Genomic DNA, 24,858 nt, shown 5'->3' with positions numbered 1-24,858 from the left:
GTACTGGTCGTGGATCAGCGTGGACGACTGGGTGGGAGCCGCACTACATGTCCTGAAAAATCAGGATGTAGAGGGGCCGGTCAACTTCACCTCGCCCTCCCCCGTCACCAACGCCGAGTTCACGAGGACACTCGGGACAACCCTGCGCAGAAGCACGATGCCGATCCCCGTGCCGGCGTTCGCGCTGTCCGCGGGGCTCGGCGAGTTCGCCCGCGAGGCGCTGCTCCCGGGCCACCGGATCCTGCCGGCGAAGCTGACCGCCTCGGGCTACCGCTTCGCGCATACCAGTCTCGGCGAGGCGCTCAGCGCCGTACTCTAGGATGCCGTTCCACTTCTTTCAGCACGTCGGGAGAACCTTGACATGAGCCGGTCAGGACAGTCGCACATCCTCGCCATCGGCGGTGGATCGTTCCGCCCGAGCAGCCGCTACAGCTTCATCGAGGCGAGCCCGCTGCTGCGCTACGGTCTCGACCTGACCGGACAGGACCGCCCGAAGCTCGGCCTGGTCGCCACGGCGCTCGGCGACTCGAGCGACTGGCTGCTCAAGATGTACGGCGCCTTCGCCGGCTGGGACGTCGAGCTGAGCCACCTGACGGTCTTCCCGATGCCGAACGTGGCCGATCCCCGGGCCTGGATGCTCGAACAGGACATGATCTACGTCAGCGGCGGCAGCGTCGCCAACCTCATGGCGCTGTGGCGGCTGCACGGCCTCGACGAGGCGTTCGCCGAGGCGTGGCGGGCGGGCGTGGTGCTGTCCGGACAGAGCGCGGGCGCGTTGTGCTGGCACGTCGGGGGCAACACCGACTCCTTCGGCCCCGAACTGCAGGTGTGGGCCGAGGGCATGGCCCTGCTGCCCTACTCGTGCGGCGTCCACTACGACTCCGACCCGCAGCGCCGCGAGCTGCTGCAGAGGTCGGTGGCCGACGGCGAACTGCCCGGCGGTTACGCCGCCGACGAGGGCGTGGGGCTGCACTACGTGGGCACCGAGTTCATCCAGGCCGTGACCGTCGAGCCGGCCGGCTACGCGTACAAGCTGGAGCACGACGGCGCCAGCGGGGTCAAGGAGGTCAGGATCGAGCCACGGTTGCTGACCCCCTGATTACCCTTCGAAGGTTCGGGAACGGCACAATAGGCTCATGCGCCCCATCCACGGGGACGATCCCCACGCACTCGCCATCGTCCGCCTAGGTGTCGACGTCCCCTACGAGCAGGCCTGGTCGCTGCAGCGCTGGGTGCACGACAAACGGGTCGCCGGCGCGCTGACCGACACCGTCCTGCTCCTGGAGCACGCGCCCGTCTACACCGCGGGCAAGCGCACCGCCCCGCACGAGCGGCCCGCCGACGGCACCCCGGTCATCGACGTCGACCGGGGCGGCCGGCTCACCTGGCACGGCCCAGGGCAGCTCGTCGCCTACCCCATCGTGGCGATCACCGACGTGGTCGCCTACGCCTGCCGCCTGGAAGACGTGATGATCCAGATCTGCGCCGACTTCGGCGTCACGGCCAGGCGCATACGCGGACGCGGCGGCGTCTGGGCGGTCGGCGACCCCACTCTCGGCCTGCCCGACCGCCAGCTCGGCGCGGTCGGGCTGCGGGTCACGCGCGGCGTCACCATGCACGGCTTCGCCCTCAACTGCGCCAACGACCCGCGCTGGTTCAACCGCATCGCGCCGTGCGGCATCCCCGGCGTGGGCGTCTCCTCGTTGTCGGCGGAGACTGGCCGGCGCATCGTGGTCGAGGAGGTCATGCCGATCGCGGAGAAGCGGCTGGCCGAGGCGCTCGGCATGGAGCCGTACGACCTGCACGAGGAAGACCTGCTCCGCCGGTGACCGGACCCGGCACCTGACCGTGCCGGGAACGCCGGCGTCACGCCCGTGGATCATCCCGGGTTCCCCGGTTCGCGGCCGGGCGGGTGTCGAGCGCCCCGCGACGGTGGCGGTCGTGGGCCTGGCCGCGCCCCGCGACCCGGGGCCTGCCGACGAGGGCCGCGCCCCGTCCGGAACGCGGGCGATCGGCGGGTTCGGCCTGGTCACGTGAGCGCGTACGCCCCCTCGGACGGCGCGCTTCGCGGGAGACGTAAGCTGAGAACGTGACCGTTGCTCCTGAAGGCCGAAAGCTCCTCCGCCTGGAGGTGCGCAACGCCGAAACCCCTATCGAGCGCAAGCCCCCGTGGATCAAGACCAAGCTCAAGACGGGCCCCGAATACACCGAGCTCAAGTCGCTGGTGCGCCGGGAGGGCCTGCACACGGTCTGTGAAGAGGCGGGCTGCCCCAACATCTACGAGTGCTGGGAAGACCGCGAGGCGACCTTCCTCATCGGCGGCGACCAGTGCACGCGCCGCTGCGACTTCTGCCAGATCGACACGGGCAAACCCAAGGAATACGACCGCGACGAGCCGCGCAGGGTGGCCGAGTCCGTCCAGCAGATGGGCCTGCGCTACGCGACCGTCACGGGCGTGGCCCGCGACGACCTGCCCGACGGCGGCGCCTGGCTCTACGCCGAGACCGCGCGCCAGATCCACGCGCTGCTGCCCGGCTGCGGCGTCGAACTGCTGGTGCCCGACTTCAACGGCAACCGCGACCAGCTGGAGGAGGTCTTCTCCAGCAAGCCCGAGGTGTTCGCGCACAACGTCGAGACGGTGCCGCGGATCTTCAAGCGCATCCGCCCGGCCTTCCGCTACGAGCGTTCCCTCCAGGTGATCACGACGGCCCGCGAGGCCGGACTGGTCACCAAGTCCAACCTGATCCTGGGCATGGGCGAGACGCGGGAAGAGATCACGGAGGCCATGCGCGACCTCCACGCCGCCGGCACCGACCTGCTGACGATCACCCAATACCTGCGGCCCACGCCGCGCCACCACCCGGTGGAGCGATGGGTGAAGCCGGAGGAGTTCGTCGAGCTGCAGGCCGAGGCCGAGACCATCGGGTTCGCCGGTGTGCTGTCCGGTCCGCTGGTCCGCTCGTCCTACCGGGCGGGCAGGCTCTACAAGCAGGCCATCGAGGCACGCCAGACCGCTTGATCGGCACAGGCGGGGCCCCGGGCGCGCGCCGCCCGGGGCCCCGCAGCAACCGCTGCCCGCCGGCCGGCGACGCGCACCCAGCCGGCGCTCGTGCGCAACGGCGAGGCCGGTTCCCCGTGCATGGCTCGCGCGGGCAGGCGGTGGAGGGCGAGCTGGCGGGTGGCCAAGGTCACGATCCAGACTGGAAGCGAAAATGGCCGGGCCGCGTTTTCCCTCCTGCACCAGTTGGTTTGTATCCTTCTGAGCATGGCAAAGTCCGAGGACCCAGAGAAGCCGGGGCGCATCAAGCAGCTCCGCATGATCGCGAAGATCATCAAGCAGGCCAATCCCAAGGGGATGCCGATCGTCTTCCTTTCGGCGGTGGGCACGCTGGCCGTGGTCGTCGTGATCGGCCTGGTCACGGACTACTTGTGGTATTCGGTGTTCATCGGCGTGCTGGCCGCGTTCACCGTCGGGCTGGTGGTGTTCGGGCAGCTGGCGCAGAAGGCGCAATATTCGATCCTGCACGGCCAGACGGGCGCCGCGGCGGCGGTGCTGGAGGGCATGCGGGGCAACTGGCAGGTCACCCCGGCCATCGCGGTCAACCGCGACCAGGACCTCATCCACCTCGTGGTGGGCTATCCGGGCGTCGTGCTGGTGTCGGAGGGGCCGGGCAACCGGGTGGCGAAGATGCTGGCGGCCGAGAAGAAGCGGGTCGCGCGGGTGGTGCTGGGCGTCGAGATCTACGACATCCAGTGCGGCGACGGCGAAGGCCAGGTGCCGATCAGCAAGTTGCAGCGCCACATCATGAAGCTGCCGCGCAACCTGAAGAAGCCCGCGGTCAACGAGGTCAAGGACCGCCTGCGGTCACTCCCGAAGAACATGCCGATGCCCAAGGGGCCGATGCCCAAGGGCGCCCGCATGCCGCGCGGCCCCAAGATGCGCTAGTGCCGTCGGTCTCCTCGCGGGCCAATCGCGGCTGGTGGGACGGCAACGCCGACGACTACCAGGCCGAGCACGGCGGCTTCCTGCGCGACAGCGGGTTCGTCTGGTGCCCTGAAGGTGTGGACGAGGCCGACGCGCACCTGCTCGGAGAGGTGCGGGGCCGGCGGGTGCTGGAGATCGGCTGCGGGGCGGCGCAGTGCGCCCGGTGGCTGGTGTCGCAGGGTGCCGAGGTCGCCGCGTTCGACCTTTCTTACCGGCAGTTGCTCCACGCCAGGCGCATCGACCTCGGCACCGGCCTGCGCGTTCCCGTGCTCCAGGCCGACGCCGAGTCGCTGCCGTTCGCCGCAGGGTCCTTCGACCTGGCCTGCTCGGCGTACGGAGCGCTGCCGTTCGCGGCCGATCCCCTCGCCGTGTTCCGCGAGGTGCGCAGGGTGCTGCGGCCGGGCGGCCGGTTCGTGTTCTCGGTGAGCCATCCCGTCCGGTGGGCGTTCCCCGACGATCCCGGGCCGCGCGGTCTCACGTCCGACCGGCCGTACTTCGACCGCTCCCCCTACGTGGAGCGCGACGAGCACGGCGCCGTGACGTACGCCGAGCACCACCGCACGATGGGCGACTGGGTGAATCTGCTGGTGGAGTCGGGGCTGACCGTCACCGGGCTGCTGGAGCCCGAATGGCCCGAGGGGCACGAGCGGGTGTGGGGCGGCTGGAGCCCGCTGCGCGGCCGTCACCTCCCGGGCACGGCCATCTTCAGCTGCTCGCGTTCCTAGCGGCCATGGTGTGGAAGATCTCCTTGTGCTCCCACCTCTTCTCGTCGAGCATCCTGACCACGCCGTAGGAGCCGAGGTCGGCCTCGCCGGTCCTGTTGTAGGCGGCGAAGGTGAACCACAGGGCGGTGTCGACGCCCTCCTGCTCGAAGATGTCCATCAGTTCGGTGTAATAGCGGACCTGCTCCCCCTCGTCGCGCACCGCGCCTTCCGGCACCACCCAGGCCGAGCCGCCGCGCTCGCCCGCCCCTTGGTAGGGGCAGGTGCCGAACTCGGTGACCGCGACCGGCTTGCCCTGCTTGAAGTGCGCCCGCAGCTCGCCGGTGAAGTCGTGCGCGTTGTACGCCGCGCGGTAGGCATCCACGCCCGCCACGTCGAACGGCGCCCAGTCGACCGGCTCCCACGGCCCGGCGGCGTAGCTGAGCCGGCCTCCGAACCTCGGCCGCACGGTCTCGGCCACCTTCGCCAGGTAGGCGTTGAAGCGCGGCATGACCTGCATGAGCGTCGTCCACCACTGCACGTCGGCAGTCATGATCGTGTCGAGCCGGTCGCGGTAGGCCGCCCCCTCCATGAAGCCGTGGCCGAAGACGGTGATCTCGCAGCCGGTGACCAGCACCACGTCGCCGCCGGCGCGGCGCAGGGCCTCGGCCCGCTCGGCCGACTCGGTGAACAGCGCCAGCATCTCGTCCTCCGTCAGGTCGACGGGGAAGGGGGCGTACCAGACCTCCAGGCCGGCCGCGACGGCGCGTTCGGCGGCGGCGGTGATGCGCCCGGGGTCGCGGCCGGAGACGCGGACCGAGTCGCAGCGCAGGTCGCGGGCGATGGTGCGCATGTCGCGCTCGACGTCTTCGAGGTCGAACGACCTGCGGCTCAGGTCGTCGCCCGGGAGGAACCCCGTGTCATAGTTGATGCCCTTCTTCATGCTTCTCCTTTTACGTGCGTCAGCCCGTGCTCCAGGAGGTCGAAGGCCACCTCGACGTCTGCGGCCAACCGGCCGGCCGCCTGCTCCAGCGACGGGTCCGCGGCGAGCCGATGGAAGAAGGCCTCCTGGAGGGTGGTGATGGCGGCGGTGATCTGCGCGGCCATCAGGTGCGCCGTCAGATCCGGCTCACGGCCGTCCGCGAGGGCCGCGGCCAGCTCGTGACGCTGGCTCATCTGAGCTCCGTGCACCGCGGCCAGCAGGGCGGGGTTGGACGAGATCACGCGAATCCTGGTGATCAGCGTCTCGACGTCCATGTCCTTGGCCAACGGCACGGCCGTCGCCCGGTAGTGCGCGCGCAGGGCCCCGATCGGCGAGCACCCCTCAGGGCGGCCGGTCACGACGGCGGCCATGTCGTCCTGCACCCCGTCGGTGGCCAGGCACTCCTTGGTGGGGAAATAGCTGAACAGCGTCACCTTGGCGACTCCGGCCGCCTCGGCGATCTCGTTGACGGTCACCTGATCGTAACCACGCTCGTCGAACAGCCGCAGCGCCACCTGGGAGATGCGCCGGCGCGTCTGCTCCTTCTTCCGCTCCCTGAGCCCCGCCATCATCATGCGGACAGCCTAAACCATACCGAGTTCAATTGCCTACCCGGTACGGATTTCGCTTGCTCACATGCGCACGACCATGGTGTTGGACACGCGGTCGTGCACCCCTCGGTGGTCGCGGTCCCAGATCAGGGCAGGCAGGGCCAGGGCGAGCAGCACGGTGCGCACCAGCACGGGCAGCAGCCGCGGATCGCCGCCGTCCATTGCGGCGACCCTGATGCCCGCCAGGCGGTGCCCGAAGGTCTGCCCCATGAGGCCGACCAGGAGCAGATATTGCACGGCGAAGGCGAGCGCCGGCGCCCACGGCGACTCGGCCGGGTTCATCCCGAACAGCAACTGCACGACGACCCACGTGCAGATCATCCAGTCGATGACGAGCGCGGCGATCCTGCGGCCCCAGCCGGCGATCGACCCGCTGCCCTGCTCCGGCAGCCCGAGGCGCTCACCCGGGTATCCGAGATCGACCCCGGCGGAGCGGAGCCCGCCCAGCCACGTCTGCGTCCACCGAGGTTCCTTGCCGCTCATGAGTCAACGGTAGCCGCCCGATGAGGCGGTCCGCTTCGTGACCCGGCCGCGTCACGGTGCTGGTCCCCGCCGGGTGCACGGCCGTCGTCCCCCGGACGGCCCAGATCCCGGGAAGCCTGAAGCGGCCGGGGCGCTGCCTGCCTCGACAGGAGGACGCTGTTCGGCGGCGGCCCCGCAGCTTTCTCAAGACCGCCGAGCCGCCCACCGGCGTGTCCGGACCCGTACGCGCTGGAGGACGTCCCGTCCGCCACACGGGCAGTGCGAGGCGTCGAAGCGCACATGACTCCGCGTAACACGTGCGAAACAATCGAGACACCGGGTGGAAACGGCCGAGTTCTAGCGTCGGCATGATAGCCAGTCCCCAGGGAGGTTCGAGAGTGTTCAACTCCGCCGACGACGTCCTGAAGTTCATCAGTGACGAAGGGGTGCAGTTCGTCGATGTCAGGTTCACCGACCTGCCGGGGACGACTCACCACTTCACCTTTCCGGTAGAGAACTTCAGTGCGAGCGTCTTCACCGACGGACTCATGTTCGACGGATCGTCGATCCGTGGATTCCAGGCGATCCACGAGTCCGACATGCTGCTGCTGCCCGACCCGACCAGCGCCGTGGTCGACCCGTTCCGGCAGCACAAGACGCTCAACATCAACTTCTTCGTGCACGACCCGCTGACCGGCGAGGCCTACAGCCGTGACCCGCGCAACGTCGCGCGCAAGGCCGAGGAATATCTCAAGGGCACCGGCATCGCCGACACGGTCTATTTCGGCCCCGAGGCCGAGTTCTACATCTTTGACGACGTGCGCTTCGAGACGAGGCAGAACGCCGGCTACTACTACATCGACTCGATCGAGGGCGCCTGGAACACCGGCAAGGCGACCGAGGGCGGCAACCTCGGTTACAAGCCGCGTTACAAGGGCGGCTATTTCCCGGTGCCGCCGATGGACCACTTCACCGACCTGCGCTCCGAGATGGTGCGCAACCTCATCGAGTGCGGCATCGAGGTCGAGATGCAGCACCACGAGGTCGGCACGGCCGGTCAGGCGGAGATCGACTTCAAGTTCGGCACGCTGCTCAGGACCGCCGACAACCTGATGCTGTACAAGTACATCATCAAGAGCACAGCGCTCGAATACGGCCACACGGTCACGTTCATGCCCAAGCCGATCTTCGGTGACAACGGCTCCGGCATGCACTGCCACCAGTCGCTGTGGAAGGACGGCTCGCCGCTCTTCTACGACGAGGTCGGCTACGCGGGCCTGTCCGACACCGCCCGCTACTACATCGGCGGCCTGCTCAAGCACGCGCCGTCGCTCCTGGCCTTCACCAACCCGACGGTCAACTCCTACCACCGTCTGGTGCCCGGCTACGAGGCGCCGGTCAACCTGGTCTACTCCCAGCGCAACCGCTCGGCCTGCGTACGCATCCCGATCACGGGCTCCAACCCGAAGGCCAAGCGCATCGAGTTCCGGGTGCCCGACCCGTCGTGCAACCCCTACTTCGCGTTCTCGGCGATGATGATGGCCGGCGTAGACGGCATCCGCAACAAGATCGAACCGCCGGAGCCGGTCGACAAGGATCTCTACGAGCTGCCGCCGGAGGAGGCCCGCCAGGTGCCGCAGGTGCCCGGCTCGCTCACCGACGTGCTCAACGCGCTGGAGGACGACCACGACTACCTGCTCGAGGGCGGCGTGTTCACGCCCGACCTGATCGAGACGTGGGTGGCGTACAAGCGCGAGAACGAGGTCGACCCGATCCGGCTGCGCCCGCACCCGCACGAGTTCGAGCTCTACTACGACGTGTGACGGCGGGGTTTCCCGGCCTCGGCGATCTTGCCGGATACCACTGCTGAGCTGGGAGCACCTTGTCGTTAGTCGTCGTTGTCTTTGGTTGTGGAGCAGGGTCTGAAGGAACAGAGACCCTGTGCTGGTCGGGGTGAAGACAGCAAATCATCCTCGTGGATGTGGGAGCGGGATGGACTGAGCTGGACGTGTGCCTGCGGGTCGACGGCCCGGCACCGATTTCGGTGCCGGGCCATCGCGGTGCAGACGCACGTGGGAATCCGTGCGGAAGGTCAGGCCGCACGTGCCGCTATCCTGCGACCAGTGTGGCCACGTGGTGTACGCGACGACCTCCCGCATTTGCCCTGCTCTGTGATCAGTACCCAGCGCTGATCAGTTCATCGGCAATGGACTCGAGGATGGGACCTGCTTCGGGTGCCTGTACCGGGACGACATACTGCGCGACGATGATACTTCGTTTGATCTTCACCACGATCGCGCCGTCGGGTCCCCTCTTGAGACAGAGGGAGCGATCGGTGGACGAGATGAAGAAGAACTTCTGGCCGCACAGCTTCAGGCCGGCGGCCTCGACCCGCGAGAGGTGCTCGAGCCCATCGACGATTGCGTGCCGCTCCTCGGGGCTGGGCGCGTACCCCCCGGACGCAGCCAGGAGCTCGCCGTCTAGCCCGACGACTGCGGCGGAGCTGAACTTGCCGGAGCCGATCACATCGTAGTCCACACAGTGCTGTAAGACGTCCATACACAGCCCTTCCTGTTCACCGCTGTCTATCCGCGCCCCGGCTTGCGCTGGCGGCGCACTTTCATCTGCTGGCCGAGAACGCCCCGCCCCTCCCGAAGGGACACTGGTGGCGGAGTAGATCCAACAGAAGTGGCTTCATGATCACAGATGCGATCACGAAGCCGCTTCTCTTGTGTCGCTGGGACGCGCTTCGCCAAGAGCTGGTCCAGAGGACCATGGCGGCAAGGTAGGCCAGGTCGTTCGTATGGACATGTACTGGCGCCGAAATCTCGTCGACAGCGCTGCTACTGGCCACCTATGGTGCAGATCATGGCGGACAGCCCTGTCGTGGATCGGTGCGAGTGCGGTGCAGTTGTCGGCCCGTTGGGCACATGCGTGGACTACTACCATGCCATTCTCTCCGAAGAGCAGGCCGATCCCCGGATGTACAGGTGGCACGCGCTGGTGGTCTGTGCGTATCTCCTGCAGCATCCTTCCAGAGCTCATGAGAAGTACCTCGACGGTCAGTTCCGCCAGCTGCAGCTTCACGTGGACCAGGGCCTTGACGCGCTGCTTCGCGTGTCGGCCCGTCAGGTAGCGCGGAACAAACACGGGGCGAGGCCGGGCTACGACATGGCGCCATTGGCGGCATACGCACCGCTCCCGCCGGGCGGACCGCCTGGGCACTTCCGGGCTACGTTCTGCGCTCTCCCGGTCAGGGACGGCAGCTTCGTATTTGATGGACATCCGGCATACGGACACCGCATCGAGACCATTGCCGAAGCGACCGTGGAGTCCTGGAGATCCATCCAGGCCTGACGCCCGAAGGCCAGCGGCAAAGCTCCTCCCAGAAGCGGGAACGCGCCGCCCTCATGGAGCACCATGGGCCAGATGACTCCTCTCATGCCACCGGACGGAGAGCAGCGAAATGCGAGAGTCGTGTCGGGGCCAGCGGGGTTCCGGTGAGCCAGGCATCGAGTCGGGTGAGGTTCATCACCGCGGCGATGAACAGGTGCTGAAGATGGGTCTCGGCGGTCCCGCGGTAGCGGGATCTGCGCAGGTCGAAGCCTTTGACGCCTTGGGCGATGGCGCCCTCCACGCCTGCTCGGTGAGCATGGCATTGCTGCCGTTCGTCGGTGCTCTGCCGCTGCCGTGTCAGCCGAGCAACACCGCCTTGATCGGGTACAGCTTCTCCACGCCGTTGCTGAACCGAAGCCGGACCAGCCGCTGGGCGACCAGGACCGCGTGGTCGCCCTGGATGTCGTAGCCGACCTCGGTCGAGTCCGGCACCGTCGCGACGGTGCCGGGCATCGCGTCGTCGAGGGCGAAGTCCCGCAGGAGCGCGCTCGGACGGTCACGAATACAGGCGCACCGTTTCGGACTCGCGGCTGCCGTTCACGCACATGCCGTGCGGGTTCACGTCCTCGTCGCTCTGGCGGTCGCGGCACCACCAGGTCTGCCCGTCGACCTCGACCGTCAGGCCGGCGGCTTCGCCTGCTGGGCCGGGAGGGGAGCCTTCGATGGCGGCTTTCGCCACCTTCATGGCGGTCTCGCAGGCGGCTTCCTTGTCTTCGGAGCTGTTCGCCACCACGGCCAGCCCGAGGTTGCCGCATTGGTACTCCCTGATGGCGGCATCGGCGGGTGCCGGGTCCAGCGCCGTGGCGAGGTGGGCGGCAGGCGAGGTGGCGCTCGGCCGGCTCGCGAACGCGGCCGAGGCGAGTCCGCCGACGGTGACGGTGGCCAAGGCCCCCGCCACCATGAACGCGATCGAGGCGCGGGTCGAAATCCTGTCCATCTGAAACATCTCCCTCCATAGGTCCGGAGTCGAGTCGAGACGCGGTCTTCAGCGCGGGCACGGGCCGCATCGAACGGATGCGGGAGTTCCTCACCGCAGAGATCCCCTCACCCCGGCGATCTGCTCAACTCACGGAGTGGAACGTGGACAGTGAGAGCATCTCGCCGCCGTGCGAGCATTCGACGTAGTCGTCGTCGCCCTGCTTCTTCTGGACGCAGGCCCAGCTCGCACCGTCGACCGTCACCGAGACGGCCTGATCGGCGCCGGCTTGCCGGGGCGCGGCGGTGTAGGCGTTGGCGACCTGGCCGGCCATGGCGCACGCCTGGGCCATCTCCCGATCGCTCTGCATGGTCATCTTGAGGCCGCCCGGCCCATGCCCGCAGGCGAAATTGTCGCGGAACGTGCCGGGCACGCGCAGGGTGCTCCCCGTGGGCAGAGCGCTCCCCGTGGTCAGGGCCGGCGGCTCCCCGGCGGACGCGGCCTCGGCCGGGCCACCGATGGCGATGACGGCGCCTCCGGCCAGGACGGCAGAAAAGACGCGGGCGATGATGGTGCGCAGGTGAAGCATGGCGAACATTCCCCCGAATCGTGCTAGTCGTCCACCGGGCGGCAATCCAGGGCCGCCGTGCCGGTGTCCTGGTCGGCCGGGCTGGTGCAGGTCTGCTTGCGCGGCTTGTCACACAAGAACTCCCCGCCTCCCTGCCAGGTGCAGTTGGCCTTGAGGTAGCCGTCGATGCCGTTGATGTTGCTGCAGTACACGCCTGTCTGCGTGTACGCGCAGCCACCTCGGGGCGCGTCGGTCAACTCCGATGGCATGGGCGTCGGGGAGGGCGCGGTCACCACGGATGCCAGCCCGAGCTGGGCCACGAGCATAAACGAGATCATGACGTCGCCTTTCTCCCGTCTACGAGCGGATACCTGCTCCACCAGTTCCGAGTGGGGACACCCTGCCGCGGATACGGTCGCGCGAGCCTCCTCCGTGGATGGACCTCGCCGGCGCGGACGGCCGCGCTGCGCCGGACGCCTCTGTGAGCACCGTCGGCCGGGGGCAGGTTCCGTCGCGGCCCGCGGCTCGAGACGGGTGGGATCTGTCGCGTCGCTGGCGTGTCAGGGCCGCGGCTCCATGTGCGCGGCCGGTCTGCCGTTTCGTGCGGTCACCGGTCAGCTCTACCCGGCGTGGGTAACGCCCATCCTGGATCCGCCCCAAAACCGGTCCAACTGCCCCCTGAACAAGCTCAAACAGGCGCCGGTCGCGACGTCGGGCCGTGTGGGAAGGGCCGTGGGGGACATCTTCGCCTTCGCGCTGGTCCTGCATCTGTGGGAAGGAGGACGCTTCCTCGGCGGCTTCGCCGCCATGATCACCGACAAGCTGGGCTTCATCGCCCGCAGCATGCTGATCCGCCGGTCGACGGCCGAGGCCCGGGGAGGCGATGCCGGTGGCACCTCGCGGGCGCGGTGGCCATTACTCACTGCCACTTTGCGGCCCATCACAGCAACCGCTCTTGGTGGCTAGGGGTGGGGCCCCCGTCCCCGCCACATCCGTTGAGAATCCCGCGCCCACTCGCGTTGAGAAGGGAGAACTCGCCAGGTCGCTCGAGAACGCGCCACCACGGGGGAACCCGCAGGCGGATGGACAGGCGGGTGTCAATAACGGCGCATGCTCCGGCGTTGCTGCCCACGCGAGTCTGAACAGGGGTGATGCGCTATCCCGCGGCGGCCCGGGAGCCGCGTCCTCGCGCCACCGGAAGGCGATCGACGAAGCGTTCGGCGCTGCAGATCCCGGTGAAGGAACCGAGGAGTAACACACACTTCATATGATCAAGGGTTCGCCAGGTCGGGCGACTGTATAGGTCACACCTACGACGTGTGATCCCGCGCCGCGTGAAAAGGCCATCGGCTGCTCAGCCGATGGCCTTTCCCGCGGGACCTGCGTGCGAGCCTCAACCCGTGGCGGCGAGCGCCGCCCTGGGGTCAGCCGCCCTGGCAGTCACCATCCGGTGAGATCACCGTCGATCGGCCACCAGCCGTCGCGGTCGTGGCCGAAGCCGTCGCGCTCGAAGTCACGGTGGTCGAAGTCACGGTGGTCGAAGTCACGGTGGTCGCGGTCTTCGCGCTCGGTGTCCTCATGCTCGACCACCGGCGGCTGGACCTGCTCGACCCTGACGTCGTCGCGGTGGTGGCGGCGATGCTTGTTCTTGTTGCGGTTGAGGTTGTGGACGATGATGTCGATCTTCGGCGGGCGCCAGCGCGGGCTGCGCAGGATCGGCTTCTCCTTCGAGACGCGCCTCGGCTTCGAGACGTGCCGAACCGGTGCGGACGGCGGGCCTCCCGCCTCCACGGCGACGTAACCCGCGCTCGCGCTGGCCACCCCCTGGCCCACGGGAAGGAACATGGCACCGGCGACGACGCCGGTCAGAGCTAGTATCGCGAACCGCCCATGGCGCGGCGTCCGCGGTTGCCGACTTCTAGTATTCACGCGCTCGTTTCCATTCATGGATAGATCAGCCGAACCCGGCACCCACTCGTCAGATGCTCGGATGGAAGCAGACGTACCCATGCAGATATTCTCAGCTACCTCTATAAACCCAAACGTCCCGTCAAAACCTAAACGTCCAATAATGATCTGAGCTTCGTTTACCGCTCAGAAGTTGTAGCGCGGCGAGGAGGCGGTCAGGACCGCGGGCTCCGGGCTGACCGGCCAGAGGTCGCGTGCCTCGCCGGCCAGTGCGGCGACGAGCGCCTCGACGTCGGCGCGGGCCGTGTCGTGCAGGGCCTCCGCGACGATCAGGACGTCGCTCGTGGTGCCGCGCACGGCTGAGTGGCCGCTCTGGCGGTTGGTCCAGCGGCGGGCGTGCGCCATCGCGTCGGCGTCGGCGAAGACGACCTCGCCGGGCGGCGGATGCTCCGTCTCGCCGGAGAAGGTCACGTACGTCTCGTCGCCCGCCGCGTACCGGACCTCGACGCAGGAGGAGATCCGCGAGACGTCGAAGACGGCCACCGGGATCGCGTACGCGAGGGACATCGCGTTGCACAGGTCGATCAGCGGGTGCAGCCGCGGCAGAGCGCCCTCCTTTCTGAAGCGGCGCAGCAGCGACTCCGACGCGCAGCGGTACTGCGTCGGCTTCATGCCCATCGCCGAGAACGCCCGGCGCCACGCCTGGATCTCCGGCAGCTCGCCCTCGGAGCAGGTGGCCAGGCGCTTGGCGGCGATCTCACCGTAGTTCGCGAGCCGGTCGTCCACGTGGACGTCGGCGGTGACGCCGGCCATGGACATCACCCCCGGGACGAGCTCGGGAAAATCACGCCAGATCTCACTCGAATGCTGGAAGTGCACGGTCACCTCGTCATCGCGGCCAGGAAGAACGGGCCGATCACGATACTCGCTCTCCGGCGCCGGAACGGGGAAGGCACGAGGCGCACGTGCCTGCCCCATCGTCAGGCGGCGGGTAGCGAGGCGAGAAGGTCGGGCAGGCGGCCGGTGGCGGCGGCGACCCGCAGCACGTCCTGGTATTCGCGCCACAGCACGATCCGCCCGTCGCGGACCGTGAGCACACCGATGAAGGACGCCGACACCCGCTCCCCCGTCCCGGGCAGGACGGCCCCCAATGCGTACTCGACGATGATCGTGCCGGGGTCGGCGGTGTCGTGCACCGTGGCCTCGCCCATCTCCAGCCGTGCCGGCAGCGCGGTCCGGCCCGCGCGGGCGAGCGCCAGGAACCGTTCGCGCCCCTCGACGCGGCGCGGGCTGCCGGACGGCGCGAACGGCGTCTCGACGACGACGTCCTCGGCCCACAGCCCGTCGACCTCCTCACCGCAGATGTGCCGGCGCAGCCCGTCGAACGCCTCGCGCGCATCCATCATGGAGTTCCTTCCACCCGGCTAAGATGAGCTGTCACTCAGGAAAATAATGAGTCGCAACTCATGTTGTCAATGGGGAGGTCAGCCCATGGCCCAGCTGCGCGCCGACGCCCGGCGCAACCGCGAACGCATCCTCGCCGCCGCCGAGTCCGTCTTCGCCGAGCACGGCGCTTCCGCCTCGACGGAGGAGGTGGCCGCGCGGGCCGAGGTGGCGATCGGAACCGTGTTCCGGCACTTCCCCACGAAGAACGACCTGCTCGGCGCGATCGTGAAACGGCTGCTCGATCGGCTGGCCGAGGAGGCGGAGGCGCTGGCGGAGCACGGCGAGCCGGAGACGGCGTTGTTCGCGTTCTTCACGCACGTGGTGGAGGAGGCGGCGGCGCGCAAGACCGTGGCCGAGCTGCTGGCGGGCGGCGGCGTGGACGTGCGGACCGGCAAGCCGCTCGAACGGCTGCGCCGGCCGGTCGGCACACTGCTGGAGCGCGCCCAGCGGGCCGGGGCGGTCCGGCGGGAGGTGGGGCCGGACGAGGTGATGGCCCTGCTCGCGGCGACCTCTCAGGCGGCCCTGCTGGCCGGCTGGACCCCGGGCCTGCGGGACCGCACGCTGGAGATCATCTTCACGGGGTTCCGCGCCTGAGCCGGTAGAGGACGTGACGGCGCAGCGGGCTGCCCTCGGGGACGCCGGGGTGGTCGAAGTCCTCGGCGGGGTCGCGGGTCATGCCGAGCCGCTCCATCACGGCACGCGAGCGCACGTTGCCCACGGCCGTCATGGAGATGAGGGCGTCGAGCCCCGCCTCGGCGAAGGCGAACGTGACGGCCCGCCTGGCCGCCTCGATGGCGTAGCCGTGCCCCCACGCCGGGCGGGCCAGCCGCCAGCCGACCTCGACGGCTGGCAGGAAGGGGGCGTCGAACCTCTGCCAGACCAGCCCGGCGAAGCCGATGAAGAGCCCGCTCCCGCGCACCTCCAGCGCCCACAACCCGAAGCCGTGCCGGTCGAAACCCTCCTCGATCCGGCCGACCATGGTGTCGCTCTGTTCCCGGGTGAGCGTCGCGGGGAAGTGCTCCATGACCTCGGGGTCGGCGTTCATGGCCGCGAAGGGCGCGTGGTCGCTCTCGCGCCACCTTCGCATGATCAGTCGCTCGGTCTCCACCCGGTCAGAGTACGCGCCCCAGAAAGGCCTTCGTGCGCGGGCTTTGCGGGCGGTCCAGCACGTCGGAGGGGACGCCCGACTCGACCACGACGCCGTCGTCCATGAACACCACCCGGTCGGCCACCTCCCGCGCGAACCCGATCTCGTGGGTCACCACGATCATGGTGAGGCCGTCCTCCGCGAGGCCCTTCATCACGGCGAGCACCTCGCCGACGAGCTCGGGGTCGAGGGCGCTGGTCGGTTCGTCGAACAACATGAGCTTGGGCCGCATCGCCAGCGCGCGGGCGATGGCCACGCGCTGCTGCTGCCCGCCGGACAGCTGGCGGGGGTAGACGTGCGCCTTCTCCTCCAGCCCGACCCTGCGCAGCAGCGCGTGCGCGCGCTCCTTGGCCTGGTCGCGGGGTTCGCCACGGACGCCGACGGGGGCCTCGATGACGTTCTGCACCACGGTGTAGTGCGGGAAGAGGTTGAACTGCTGGAAGACCATGCCGATCTCCCTGCGCTGGCGGGTGACCTGCCGCTGGCGCAGGTGCCGTACGCGGCCACCGGACGCCTCGAACCCGATCAGCTCCCCGTCGACGTGGATGGAGCCGCCGTCGATGGTCTCCAGGTGGTTGACGCAGCGCAGGAACGTCGACTTGCCCGACCCGGACGGCCCCAGGACGACCACGACCTCCCCCTGCCACACCTCCAGGTCGATGCCCTTGAGCACCTCCAGGTGACCGAAGTGTTTGCGCACGCCGCGGGCGCGGACCATGGGAACGGTCACGAGGGCACCTTCGGGGTCGGGCGGCGGCGGAAGGTCAGGAACGACCAGAAGCTCTGCGGGGCGTTCCTGGTGGCGCCGCGCGCGTAGTGGCGCTCGATGAACGACTGGCCGACGTACAGGATCGAGGTGATCATCAAGTACCAGAGGCAGGCGACGATCAGCAGCGGGATGGTCTGGAACGTACGGTTGTAGATGGACTGCACGGTGTAGAGCAGGTCGGCCAGCGCGATGACGCTGACCAGCGACGTGGCCTTCAGCATGCTGATGACCTGGCTGCCGGTCGGGGGGATGATGAAGCGCATCGCCTGGGGCAGCACGATCCTGCGGAAGGTCCTGGCGCCGCTCATGCCGAGCGCGGAGGCCGCCTCGGTCTGGCCGTGGTCGACCGACATGAGACCGCCGCGGATGATCTCCGCCATGTACGCGCCCTCGTTCAGGCCGAGGCCGAGGATGGCGGCGAGCAGCGGTGTGATGAGCACGTTGGTGTCGGCGCTGACGAACTTGGGCCCGAACGGGACACCGAACGAGATCTCCGGCAGCAGGTACGACAGGTTGTACCAGAGCACGAGCTGCACCAGCACCGGGGTGCCGCGGAAGAACCACACGTACAGGCCGCAGGCGGCCCGCGCGACCGGGTTCTCCGACAGCCGGCCGATGGCGAGCAGCACGCCGAGGACGACGCCCACGGCCATGGCGATCACGGTGAGCAGCAGCGTGGTGAAGATGCCCTGGCCGATGATCTGGGCGTTGACGTACCGGCCGACCACGTCCCACTGGAAGTTGGGGTTGGTGACCAGCAGGCTCACGAGCTGGGCCCCGAGCACGAGCAGGACGATCGAGGCGACCCAGCGCAGCGGGTGGCGGGTGCGGGCGGCGCCCGCGACGTCGACGTCGGGCAGGCTCATGACTTCGCCAGGTTCACGCCGGCCTGGTCCAACTTGTTGTCGGAGGTGCCCCATTTGTCCATAATCTTGTCGTACGTACCGTTGTCCATCAGCTTCTGGATGCCGTCCTTGAGCACGTCGCGCAGCGGCGAGTCCTTGGCCACGACGGCGCCCTGGTAGAGGTCGTCGAACCCGTTGGACTGCCCCTTGCCGGCGAGTTCGAGCTTGCCGCCGGCCTGGTCCACGAAGTAGGTGAGCGGCGCCTGGGAAGAGAAGAACGCGTCGGCCCGTCCGGAGCTGACCGCCAGCACGGAGGTGGGCTGGTCCTTGTACGACTGCACGTTGATCTTCGGCTTGCCCTCCTCGGCACACGTCCGCGACTGGCCCTTGATCACGCTCTCGGCGGAGCCGCCGGCCATGACGGAGATCTTCAGCCCGCACGTGTCCGTCAGCGAGCCGATCTTGTTCGGGTTGCCCTTCGGCACCGCGAAGACCACGAACTCCTTGACCCAGTCGACGAAGTCGTTGGACTTCTGCCGGTCGCGGAAGTCGCCGACGGGCCCGATGGCGAAGTCGTAGCGCCCGGAGGCGATGCCGGTGAGCGAGCTGGGCAGGCCGTCCACGGTGACGTGCTCGATCTTGACCCCGAGCACCTGGCCGAGCGCCTCGGACATGTCGGCGGCGGCACCGGTCAGCGACCTGCCGTCGGGTCCGGCGATCTCGTACGGCGGGAAGGAGCCATTGTTCACCGAGACGAGTTTGCCCGCCTGCTTGACCTTGCCGGGCAGGCGGTCGTGCAGCGCCTGGTCCTTGACCTGGGCGGCGGTCGTGCCCTTGGGCTGCTGGGAGTCGAGCACCCCCTCCGCCTCCTCCGGGTTGGCGCCGCATCCGGCCGCCAGGAGGGCCGCGCCGAGCAGGGCGGCCGTCACCCGCGTCGCGTGCTTAGACATGTCGCTCCAATCGTGGGTCGACGGCGAAGCGCCGGTTCTCGAGGACGGGCAGGGTGAGCCGGGCGTCGGCCAGCTCACCGGCCGAGGCGTCGGCCCAGAGCATCCCCGGGGCGTCCCCGAGCCGGGCGCGGATGATGCCGAGCGGGTCGACGACCATGCTGGCCCCGATGTTGCGCCGGCCGCACTCGCCGGAGGCGGCCACGTAGCAGGTGTTCTCCAGAGCGCGGGCGGTGACCATGACCTCCCAGTGCCATTCCTTGGCCGGGCCGCGCACCCACGCGGTGGGCAGCGCGATGATCTGGGCGCCCTGGTCGGCCAGCAGCCTGGCCATCTCGGGGAAGCGCACGTCGTAGCAGGTCATCATGCCGACCTTCCACCCCGCGCAGTCGATCACGACGGGGGCGTTCGTGCCGGGGACGACGTTGTCGGACTCGCGCCGGCCGAAGGCGTCGTACAGGTGCAGCTTGGTGTAGGTGGCGACGAGCTCGCCGTCCCTGGCGGCGACCAGGACGTTGTGCACGCGGCCGTCGCCGGCGGGGACGTGCACGCCGGCGATCACGGTGGTGGCCGAGCCGCGCGTACGCTCGACCAGCCCGCTGACGAACGGCCCGTCCAGGGGCTGCGCGGCCTGCCTGATGCGGGCGGGCTCGTCAACGAAGAGCGCGAGCGAGCCCTCGGGCAGCACCAGCAGGCCTGCGTCGCCCGCCCCGGCCTGGTCGATCATGGCCTGGCAGGTTCTGAGATTCTGGGTCCAGTCCTCCGCGGAGGCGAACTGCCCGACGGCGATTCTCATGCGGCGAAGACCTCCTCGGCTCCGATGGGTCGGGACGAGATGCCCTGGGCGTGCAGTTCGTCGCAGAAGGCGGCGACCATGGCCGCGTTGGGGGCGGCGCCGTACGGCATCCAGTCGTGGCCGAAGGTCAGCGCGGTCGTGGTCAGGTCGGACAGCAACCACGGCGTGGTGTCGGCGAGCAGCCGCCGCCGGACCAGCCAGTGCCGCTTGGAGCGCTCGAACACGTCCTGTACGGCCCGCGGCAGCCACGGGTGGCGCTCGACGCTCTCGCGTTTGAGCGTCACCAGGTGGATGCCGGGCACGAAACCGGTTCGCCGGTAGTAGGCGAGCTCGGCAGCGCGGTGGTCGGGCAGCAGGTGGCGCAGGCGGCTGTCCGGGGTGAACAGCTCCGGCGGCATGAACGGCGTCATGATCGCGTCGAAGCGGCCGGCCGCGAGCCCTTCCGCGAGCCCGTCGCCGGTCAGCGAGACGTTGCCGGGGAGCGGGCCGGGGCCGGTCCTTTCCTTGCCGCTTTCGCCGGCGACCAGCGGGCCCACCGTCCAGTCGATACCGCCGAGGTCCACGCCCGCGGCTCTGAGCAGCGCCCGGGTCCAGGTGTTGCCCGAGTCGGGCCAGCCGGTGAGCCCGATGCGGGCGCCCTTGAGCTCCTCCAGCGAGGCCGGCTCGCTGTCGCGGCGGACGAGGACGCACCGGTGACGGAAGCCGCGCATGACGAAGACGGGCAGGCCCACCAGCCGGTCGTCGCCGGCGGCGCGGCCGAGCACGTACCTGCTGAACGAGGTCTCGCCGCCGTCCAGGCCGGGCTCGCCCAGCACGTCGGGTGTGACGCGGCGCGAGTCGAGGTCGAGGGCGAAGCCCTCGGGCCTGACCTGCCCCGTCACGATCGGCATGAGGTGGTCCCAGTCCCGCGCCGCCAGCCGAATCCGAATCTCCGCCACAAACCCCCCAAACGACATTAGTTGCCGCGAATTGCGATGAACCATATGTTCAGGGGAAAGGTGAACACAAGACGATCTTTGTTGCTGAACAAAGATTTGCGGAACTCATGGGGGTGGAGTGGACGCCGCATGGCTGGCGGAACGCATCGGCGAACCGAGCGCACGCGGGATCGCGACCGTCCTGACCGATCTGATCAGGGAGGGCACGGTGACCGCCGACACCCGCCTGCCCACCGTGCGCGCCCTGGCCAGGGAGCTGAGGGTCAGCTCCGGCACCGTCGCCGAGGCGTGGTCGGAGCTGCGCCGGCACGGCATGATCCGCACCGACCGCCGCAGGGGCACGGTGGTGCTCGGCCCGCCCGACGTGCCGCGCCCCATCCGGTACGAGCGCATCGGCCACTTCGGCGACCGGCTGGCCATCGACCTGGCGATCGCCTCCCCCGACCCGGCGCTGCTGCCGCCGCTGGAGGCGGCGCTGTCCGCAGCCGCACACGCCGACCGGCTCAACGACTACACGCGCGAGACGATCACGCCACGGCTGCGCGCCGCCGTGGAGCCGGACTGGCCGTTCCCCGCGCAGGGCTGGCTCGCGGTCGGCGGCGGCTACGAGGGCGTGCAGCTCCTCTGCCAGACCGCGGCGCTGCCCGGCGACCGGATCGCCATCGAGGAGCCGACGGCCGCGCGGCTGCTGGACATCCTGGAGACGATCGGCGTGCAGATCGTCCCGGTCGCCTGCGACGAGAACGGCCCGCTGCCCGGCGCACTGGCCAAGGCGCTGCGGGCCAGGCCGGTGGCGTTCGTCTACCAGCCGCGCGGCCAGTCGCCCTGCGGCCACGCCGTCACCCCTGAACGCTCCGCCGAACTGGCCGCCCTGCTGGAGCCCACGGCGACCCTCATCGTCGAGGACGACGGGATCGGCGCGCTGTCGGTCTCGCCGACGGTGAGCATGGGAGCGCGGTTCCCCGACCGTACGGTGCTGGTGCGGTCGTACTCCAAGTCCCACGGCCCCGACCTGCGCATCGCGGTCGTCGGCGGGGCGGCAGAGGCCGTGGAGCGGGTGCGCGTGCTGCGCAGCTTCGGCACCGGCTGGACCAGCAGGATCCTTCAGGACGCGCTGGCCCACCTGCTCGACGATTCCGGGACGCGGGCCGGCGTCGAGCGCGCCCGCGCCGCCTACGCCGGGCGGCGCGCGCGGCTGGCCGCGGAGCTGTCCGCCCGCGGCGTGCGCACGGGCGGGCGCGACGGCCTGGTGTTGTGGGTGCCGGTACGCGACGAGCCCGCGGCCCTGGTCACCCTCGCGGCGCACGGGATCTCGGCGGCCCCGGGCAGCCGCTACGTCATCGGCCCCGTGCCCGCCCACCACCTGCGCCTGGCCACCGCCCGGCTCACCGACGACCCCGGCGAGCTCGCGGAGCTGGCCGACGTGATCGCGCTGGCCGCCACGGGCTCGCTCGGCGCCCCGCCCTGATCCCCGTTCCGCCAGGGACGTCCCGCGGACGCCGGTGGCCCGTCACGCGTAGAAGACGCGCTCCATCACCTGCCGGGCGCGGCGGGTCACCCGGCGGTAGTCGTCGAGGAAGTCCTCCGAGCCGTCCGGCGGGTAGCCGAGCGCCTGCGCGATCAGGGCGCGCTCCCTCGAGTCGCGCGGCACGCTGTCGCCCGGCCGCGCCTTGACCAGCATGATCGCGTCGCGGATGCGGGAGGCGAACCGCCACGACTCGGCGAGCACCTCCTCGTCCGCAGGATCGAGCAGCCCCTCGGACACGGCCGCGCGCAACGCCTCCAGCGTACGGGTGGTGCGCAGGGCCGGCAGCGCGCCCGCGTGGCGCAGCTGCAGGAGCTGGGCCACCCACTCCACGTCGGACAACCCGCCGGGGCCGAGCTTGGTGTGCAGGGCCGGGTCCGCGCCGCGCGGCAGCCGCTCGGCCTCCATGCGGGCCTTGAGCCGCCTGATCTCCCTGACGGCGTCGTCGCGCAGGCCGTCCCGCGGATAGCGCAGCTCGTCGGCCATCGCCACGAACGCGGCGCCCAGTTCCGGGTCGCCGGCCGAGAACCTGGCCCGCAGCAGCGCCTGCGCCTCCCACGGCGAGGACCAGCGCGCGTAGTAGGCGCGGTAGGAGGCCAGCGTGCGCACCAGCGGGCCCTGCCGCCCCTCCGGCCGCAGGTCGGGGTCGATGGCCAGCGGCGGGTCGGGGGCGGGCAGCGACAGCAGCCTGCGCAGCTCGTTGGCCACGGCGTGGGCGGCGTCGGTGGCCTCCCGCTCGTCCACGCCCGGCAGCGGCGAGTGCACGAACATGACGTCGGCGTCGCTGGCGTAGGAGCACTCCATGCCGCCCAGCCGGCCCATGGCGATGATGGCGAACGAGGTGGGCGGCGCGGACGTGCCCAGCGCGGCGTGGAGGGCGGCCTGGAGGGTCACGTCGGTCAGCCGCGACAGCGCCGTGCCCACCGTCTCGATGTCGATGAGCGCGAAGATGTCGGCGACGGCCGTACGGAACAGCTCCTTGCGCCGCAGCGCCCGCACGGCCGAGACGGCGGTCTCCGGGTCGCCCGCGTGCCGCGACACCGCGGCGGACGCCTCGCCCAGCAGCGACTCCCGCGAGCGCACGGCCAGCTCCTCGTCCGAGCCCAGCATCGCCACGGCGTCGGGCGCGTGCATGAGCAGGCCGGTCGCGTAGCGGCTGGTCCCGAGTACGCGCGCCATCCTGGCCGCCACCGCCGTCTCGTCGCGCAGCAGCCGCAGATACCACGGCGTGCTGCCCAGCTTGTCGCTGACCTGCCGGAACCCCAGCAGCGCCGCGTCCGGGTCGGGCGTGTCGGCGAACCAGCCGAGCATGACCGGCAGCAGCGTGCGCTGGATCGCGGCCCTCCTGGACACCCCCGTGGTCAGCGCGGCGATGTGGCGCAGCGCGCCGGTGGGGTCGTCGTAGCCGAGCGCCTCCAGTCTGGCCGCCGCCGCCGACGCCGACAGACGCGCCTCCGACTCCGGCAGCCGGGCCACGGCCTGCAGCAGCGGACGGTAGAACAGCTTCTCGTGCAGCCGCCGCGCCTCCATCGCGTGCCGCCGCCACCTGGCGGTGAACTCCCCCACCGGGTCGGCCTGCATCCCCAGCGCCCGGCCCAGCCGGCGCAGGTCGGCCTCGTCCTCCGGCACGATGTGCGTACGCCGCAGCCGGTGCAGCTGCAGCAGGTGCTCGACCTGGCGCAGGAACGTGTACGCCTCCGCCAGGCCGCGCGAGTCGTCACGACCGACATAGCCGCCGCGGGAGAGCGCGGCCAGGGCGGGCAGCGTGCCCCTGCGGCGCAGCAGCGGGTCGAGCCTGCCGTGCACGAGCTGCAGCAACTGCACCGCGAACTCGATGTCGCGCAACCCACCGGGACCCAGCTTGAGCTGGCGCTCGCCCTCGGCGCGCACGTGCGACTCCACCCGGCGGCGCATCGCCTGCACGTCCTCGACGAAGTGCTCGCGGGTGGCCGCCGACCAGACCAGCTCGTTGACCGCCTCGACGTAGGCCGCGCCCAGCTCCAGGTCGCCGGCCACCGGCCGGGCCTTGAGCAGCGCCTGGAACTCCCACGTCTTCGCCCAGCGCCGGTAGTAGGCCAAATGGCTGGCGAGCGTGCGCACCAGCGGGCCCGACCGGCCCTCCGGCCGCAACCCGGCGTCCACCTCCCACAGCGAGCCCTCGGGGGTGGTCGTGCTGCAGGCCCGCATCATGGCCTGGGCCAGCCGGGTCGCCGAGCGCAGCGCCTTGGCCTCGTCGGCGCCCTCCCTGGGCTCCGCCACGAAGACCACGTCGACGTCGCTGATGTAGTTGAGCTCGCGGGCGCCGCACTTGCCCATGCCGATCACGGCCAGGCGTACGTCTGCGGCGTCGACCTCGGCCCGCGCGATGGACAGCGCGGCCTCCAGCGCCGCGCCCGCCAGGTCGGACAGCTCCGCCATGACCTCCGCAGGCGTGGCCTGGCCGGTGAGGTCGCGCGCGGCCAGGTGCATCAGCCTGCCGCGGTAGGCCACCCGCAACGCCGTCAGCGCGTCGGCCGGCGGCGTGCGCGCCTCGCCCCCCGGGTCGGCGCCGACCGCGCGGAGGAGCTCTTCGCGCGGGTCGCCCAGGCGGGGCTCGGCCAGCAGAGCCACCTGCTCCGGGTGGCGTACGAGGTGTTCGCCGAGCGCCGCGCTGACGCCGAGCACGGCGACGAGCCCGGCCCTCAGCCCAGCGTTCTCCCGGAGCACGCGGGGCACGGACGGGTCCCGCTCGGCCAGGCGGGCCAGCGAGGCCAGCGCCAGGTCGGGGTCGGCCACGTCGACCAGGGACTCCAGCAGGTCGTCCAGATCGCCTCCCGCCTGGCCGACGAGCCTGGCGGCCCTGGCGCCGTCGGCGAAACCGAGCTTGGCGAGCCTGGCGGCGGTGGATTCGATCCTGGGCACCCCTCCATAGTGGCA

30 protein-coding genes are annotated in these 24,858 nt (G+C 70.2%); 11 read left to right on the top strand and 19 right to left on the bottom strand.

Going from position 1 to position 24,858, the window contains the following annotated elements; translation table 11 throughout:
* The 6 genes from GUY59_RS11615 to GUY59_RS11590 form a co-directional block, all read left to right on the top strand.
* On the top strand, window positions 1–319 hold a 319-nt coding region (locus tag GUY59_RS11615), incomplete at its 5' end, for a DUF1731 domain-containing protein (RefSeq protein WP_161714488.1).
* 42 nt (window positions 320–361) lie between these two features.
* Window positions 362–1,099 carry a peptidase E gene (locus GUY59_RS11610; protein ID WP_138199621.1) on the top strand — a complete coding sequence of 246 codons (738 nt, stop codon included), beginning with the start codon at window positions 362–364 and terminating at the stop codon, window positions 1,097–1,099.
* A 37-nt stretch (window positions 1,100–1,136) separates the two neighbouring features.
* Complete coding sequence (gene lipB / locus GUY59_RS11605) at window positions 1,137–1,829, top strand: lipoyl(octanoyl) transferase LipB (RefSeq protein ID WP_132330234.1); 693 nt, start codon at window positions 1,137–1,139, stop codon at window positions 1,827–1,829.
* A 260-nt stretch (window positions 1,830–2,089) separates the two neighbouring features.
* Entirely contained in the window at window positions 2,090–3,019 is a 930-nt protein-coding gene (lipA, locus tag GUY59_RS11600; RefSeq protein WP_132330236.1) for a lipoyl synthase, read from the top strand.
* 246 nt (window positions 3,020–3,265) lie between these two features.
* Window positions 3,266–3,946: a DUF4191 domain-containing protein gene (locus tag GUY59_RS11595; RefSeq protein ID WP_132330238.1), complete on the top strand. Its 681-nt coding sequence runs from the start codon at window positions 3,266–3,268 to the stop codon at window positions 3,944–3,946.
* Complete coding sequence (locus GUY59_RS11590; RefSeq protein ID WP_138199622.1) at window positions 3,946–4,710, top strand: class I SAM-dependent methyltransferase; 765 nt, start codon at window positions 3,946–3,948, stop codon at window positions 4,708–4,710. The genes GUY59_RS11595 and GUY59_RS11590 overlap by 1 nt, the downstream gene beginning before the upstream one ends.
* Here the strand turns inward: GUY59_RS11590 and GUY59_RS11585 are convergent.
* Genes GUY59_RS11585 through GUY59_RS11575 form a run of 3 tightly spaced genes read right to left on the bottom strand, consistent with a single transcriptional unit; the run spans window position 4,691 to window position 6,762 of the window.
* Complete coding sequence (locus GUY59_RS11585; RefSeq protein ID WP_138199623.1) at window positions 4,691–5,629, bottom strand: hypothetical protein; 939 nt, start codon at window positions 5,627–5,629, stop codon at window positions 4,691–4,693. The genes GUY59_RS11590 and GUY59_RS11585 overlap by 20 nt on opposite strands.
* A complete protein-coding gene (locus tag GUY59_RS11580) occupies window positions 5,626–6,243 on the bottom strand; it encodes a TetR/AcrR family transcriptional regulator (RefSeq protein ID WP_236667047.1) in 618 nt (205 codons plus the stop codon). Before GUY59_RS11580 ends, GUY59_RS11585 begins: the two co-directional genes overlap by 4 nt.
* Window positions 6,244–6,300: 57 nt before the next feature.
* On the bottom strand, window positions 6,301–6,762 hold the full coding sequence (locus GUY59_RS11575) for an RDD family protein (RefSeq protein ID WP_138199624.1): 462 nt from the start codon (window positions 6,760–6,762) through the stop codon (window positions 6,301–6,303).
* Window positions 6,763–7,139: 377 nt separating this feature from the next.
* On the opposite strand from GUY59_RS11575, the gene glnA reads away from it, so the two are divergent.
* Window positions 7,140–8,564, top strand: coding sequence for a type I glutamate--ammonia ligase (glnA, locus tag GUY59_RS11570; RefSeq protein WP_132330246.1), 1,425 nt, complete (start codon window positions 7,140–7,142; stop codon window positions 8,562–8,564).
* 352 nt (window positions 8,565–8,916) lie between these two features.
* Here glnA and GUY59_RS11565 read toward each other — a convergent pair whose 3' ends face one another.
* Window positions 8,917–9,300: a profilin gene (locus GUY59_RS11565; protein ID WP_138199625.1), complete on the bottom strand. Its 384-nt coding sequence runs from the start codon at window positions 9,298–9,300 to the stop codon at window positions 8,917–8,919.
* Between the two features lie 297 nt (window positions 9,301–9,597).
* Between GUY59_RS11565 and GUY59_RS11560 the strand changes: the two genes are divergently transcribed.
* Window positions 9,598–10,098, top strand: a complete 501-nt coding sequence (locus GUY59_RS11560; protein ID WP_138199626.1) for a DUF5946 family protein — start codon at window positions 9,598–9,600, stop codon at window positions 10,096–10,098.
* An 82-nt stretch (window positions 10,099–10,180) separates the two neighbouring features.
* Here the strand turns inward: GUY59_RS11560 and GUY59_RS11555 are convergent, their stop codons facing one another.
* From GUY59_RS11555 to GUY59_RS11540, 5 genes are all read right to left on the bottom strand, one after another.
* Window positions 10,181–10,438 (bottom strand): transposase, encoded by a 258-nt coding sequence (locus tag GUY59_RS11555; protein WP_138199627.1) that lies wholly within the window; start codon window positions 10,436–10,438, stop codon window positions 10,181–10,183.
* Window positions 10,435–10,569, bottom strand: a complete 135-nt coding sequence (locus GUY59_RS49945; protein WP_269128757.1) for a hypothetical protein — start codon at window positions 10,567–10,569, stop codon at window positions 10,435–10,437. Before GUY59_RS49945 ends, GUY59_RS11555 begins: the two co-directional genes overlap by 4 nt.
* A gap of 64 nt (window positions 10,570–10,633) precedes the next feature.
* Entirely contained in the window at window positions 10,634–11,083 is a 450-nt protein-coding gene (locus GUY59_RS11550; RefSeq protein ID WP_138199628.1) for a hypothetical protein, read from the bottom strand.
* 115 nt (window positions 11,084–11,198) lie between these two features.
* Window positions 11,199–11,651 (bottom strand): hypothetical protein, encoded by a 453-nt coding sequence (locus GUY59_RS11545; RefSeq protein ID WP_138199629.1) that lies wholly within the window; start codon window positions 11,649–11,651, stop codon window positions 11,199–11,201.
* A 14-nt stretch (window positions 11,652–11,665) separates the two neighbouring features.
* Window positions 11,666–11,959 carry a hypothetical protein gene (locus tag GUY59_RS11540; RefSeq protein WP_138199630.1) on the bottom strand — a complete coding sequence of 98 codons (294 nt, stop codon included), beginning with the start codon at window positions 11,957–11,959 and terminating at the stop codon, window positions 11,666–11,668.
* Between the two features lie 394 nt (window positions 11,960–12,353).
* On the opposite strand from GUY59_RS11540, the gene GUY59_RS11535 reads away from it, so the two are divergent.
* The gene (locus GUY59_RS11535; RefSeq protein WP_138199631.1) at window positions 12,354–12,587 is read left to right on the top strand and encodes a hypothetical protein; all 234 of its coding nucleotides are present in this window, start codon (window positions 12,354–12,356) and stop codon (window positions 12,585–12,587) included.
* A gap of 474 nt (window positions 12,588–13,061) precedes the next feature.
* On the opposite strand, the gene GUY59_RS11530 is transcribed toward GUY59_RS11535, so the two are convergent.
* The 3 genes from GUY59_RS11530 to GUY59_RS11520 form a co-directional block, all read right to left on the bottom strand.
* Window positions 13,062–13,466: a hypothetical protein gene (locus GUY59_RS11530; protein ID WP_138199632.1), complete on the bottom strand. Its 405-nt coding sequence runs from the start codon at window positions 13,464–13,466 to the stop codon at window positions 13,062–13,064.
* 249 nt (window positions 13,467–13,715) lie between these two features.
* On the bottom strand, window positions 13,716–14,408 hold the full coding sequence (locus tag GUY59_RS11525) for a B3/B4 domain-containing protein (protein ID WP_138199633.1): 693 nt from the start codon (window positions 14,406–14,408) through the stop codon (window positions 13,716–13,718).
* A gap of 101 nt (window positions 14,409–14,509) precedes the next feature.
* Window positions 14,510–14,935: a nuclear transport factor 2 family protein gene (locus tag GUY59_RS11520; protein WP_236667046.1), complete on the bottom strand. Its 426-nt coding sequence runs from the start codon at window positions 14,933–14,935 to the stop codon at window positions 14,510–14,512.
* A gap of 85 nt (window positions 14,936–15,020) precedes the next feature.
* Here GUY59_RS11520 and GUY59_RS49940 point away from each other — a divergent pair, with 85 nt between their 5' ends.
* Window positions 15,021–15,569 (top strand): TetR/AcrR family transcriptional regulator, encoded by a 549-nt coding sequence (locus GUY59_RS49940; RefSeq protein WP_138199634.1) that lies wholly within the window; start codon window positions 15,021–15,023, stop codon window positions 15,567–15,569.
* Here the strand turns inward: GUY59_RS49940 and GUY59_RS11510 are convergent.
* Genes GUY59_RS11510 through GUY59_RS11485 form a run of 6 tightly spaced genes read right to left on the bottom strand, consistent with a single transcriptional unit; the run spans window position 15,550 to window position 20,369 of the window.
* Entirely contained in the window at window positions 15,550–16,083 is a 534-nt protein-coding gene (locus GUY59_RS11510; protein ID WP_252374843.1) for a GNAT family N-acetyltransferase, read from the bottom strand. The two genes, GUY59_RS49940 and GUY59_RS11510, sit on opposite strands and share 20 nt — an antisense overlap.
* Window positions 16,084–16,087: 4 nt before the next feature.
* Window positions 16,088–16,840: an amino acid ABC transporter ATP-binding protein gene (locus GUY59_RS11505; protein WP_138199686.1), complete on the bottom strand. Its 753-nt coding sequence runs from the start codon at window positions 16,838–16,840 to the stop codon at window positions 16,088–16,090.
* Between the two features lie 8 nt (window positions 16,841–16,848).
* Window positions 16,849–17,757, bottom strand: a complete 909-nt coding sequence (locus GUY59_RS11500; RefSeq protein ID WP_138199635.1) for an amino acid ABC transporter permease — start codon at window positions 17,755–17,757, stop codon at window positions 16,849–16,851.
* Window positions 17,754–18,686: an ABC transporter substrate-binding protein gene (locus GUY59_RS11495; protein WP_138199636.1), complete on the bottom strand. Its 933-nt coding sequence runs from the start codon at window positions 18,684–18,686 to the stop codon at window positions 17,754–17,756. Before GUY59_RS11495 ends, GUY59_RS11500 begins: the two co-directional genes overlap by 4 nt.
* Window positions 18,679–19,479 (bottom strand): deaminated glutathione amidase, encoded by an 801-nt coding sequence (locus GUY59_RS11490; RefSeq protein ID WP_138199637.1) that lies wholly within the window; start codon window positions 19,477–19,479, stop codon window positions 18,679–18,681. The genes GUY59_RS11495 and GUY59_RS11490 overlap by 8 nt, the downstream gene beginning before the upstream one ends.
* Window positions 19,476–20,369 carry a hypothetical protein gene (locus GUY59_RS11485; RefSeq protein ID WP_201760735.1) on the bottom strand — a complete coding sequence of 298 codons (894 nt, stop codon included), beginning with the start codon at window positions 20,367–20,369 and terminating at the stop codon, window positions 19,476–19,478. The genes GUY59_RS11490 and GUY59_RS11485 overlap by 4 nt, the downstream gene beginning before the upstream one ends.
* 166 nt (window positions 20,370–20,535) lie before the next feature.
* On the opposite strand from GUY59_RS11485, the gene GUY59_RS11480 reads away from it, so the two are divergent.
* Window positions 20,536–21,885 carry an aminotransferase class I/II-fold pyridoxal phosphate-dependent enzyme gene (locus GUY59_RS11480; protein ID WP_138199639.1) on the top strand — a complete coding sequence of 450 codons (1,350 nt, stop codon included), beginning with the start codon at window positions 20,536–20,538 and terminating at the stop codon, window positions 21,883–21,885.
* A 42-nt stretch (window positions 21,886–21,927) separates the two neighbouring features.
* Here the strand turns inward: GUY59_RS11480 and GUY59_RS11475 are convergent, their stop codons facing one another.
* Window positions 21,928–24,843: a bifunctional [glutamine synthetase] adenylyltransferase/[glutamine synthetase]-adenylyl-L-tyrosine phosphorylase gene (locus GUY59_RS11475; RefSeq protein WP_138199640.1), complete on the bottom strand. Its 2,916-nt coding sequence runs from the start codon at window positions 24,841–24,843 to the stop codon at window positions 21,928–21,930.
* Window positions 24,844–24,858 lie beyond the last annotated feature (15 nt).

Source organism: Nonomuraea sp. K271 (assembly GCF_009908215.1).
Lineage (GTDB): Bacteria > Actinomycetota > Actinomycetes > Streptosporangiales > Streptosporangiaceae > Nonomuraea > Nonomuraea longispora.
The sequence above is the reverse complement of the archived record's forward strand: the minus strand, read 5'-3'. Positions and strand labels throughout refer to the sequence as shown.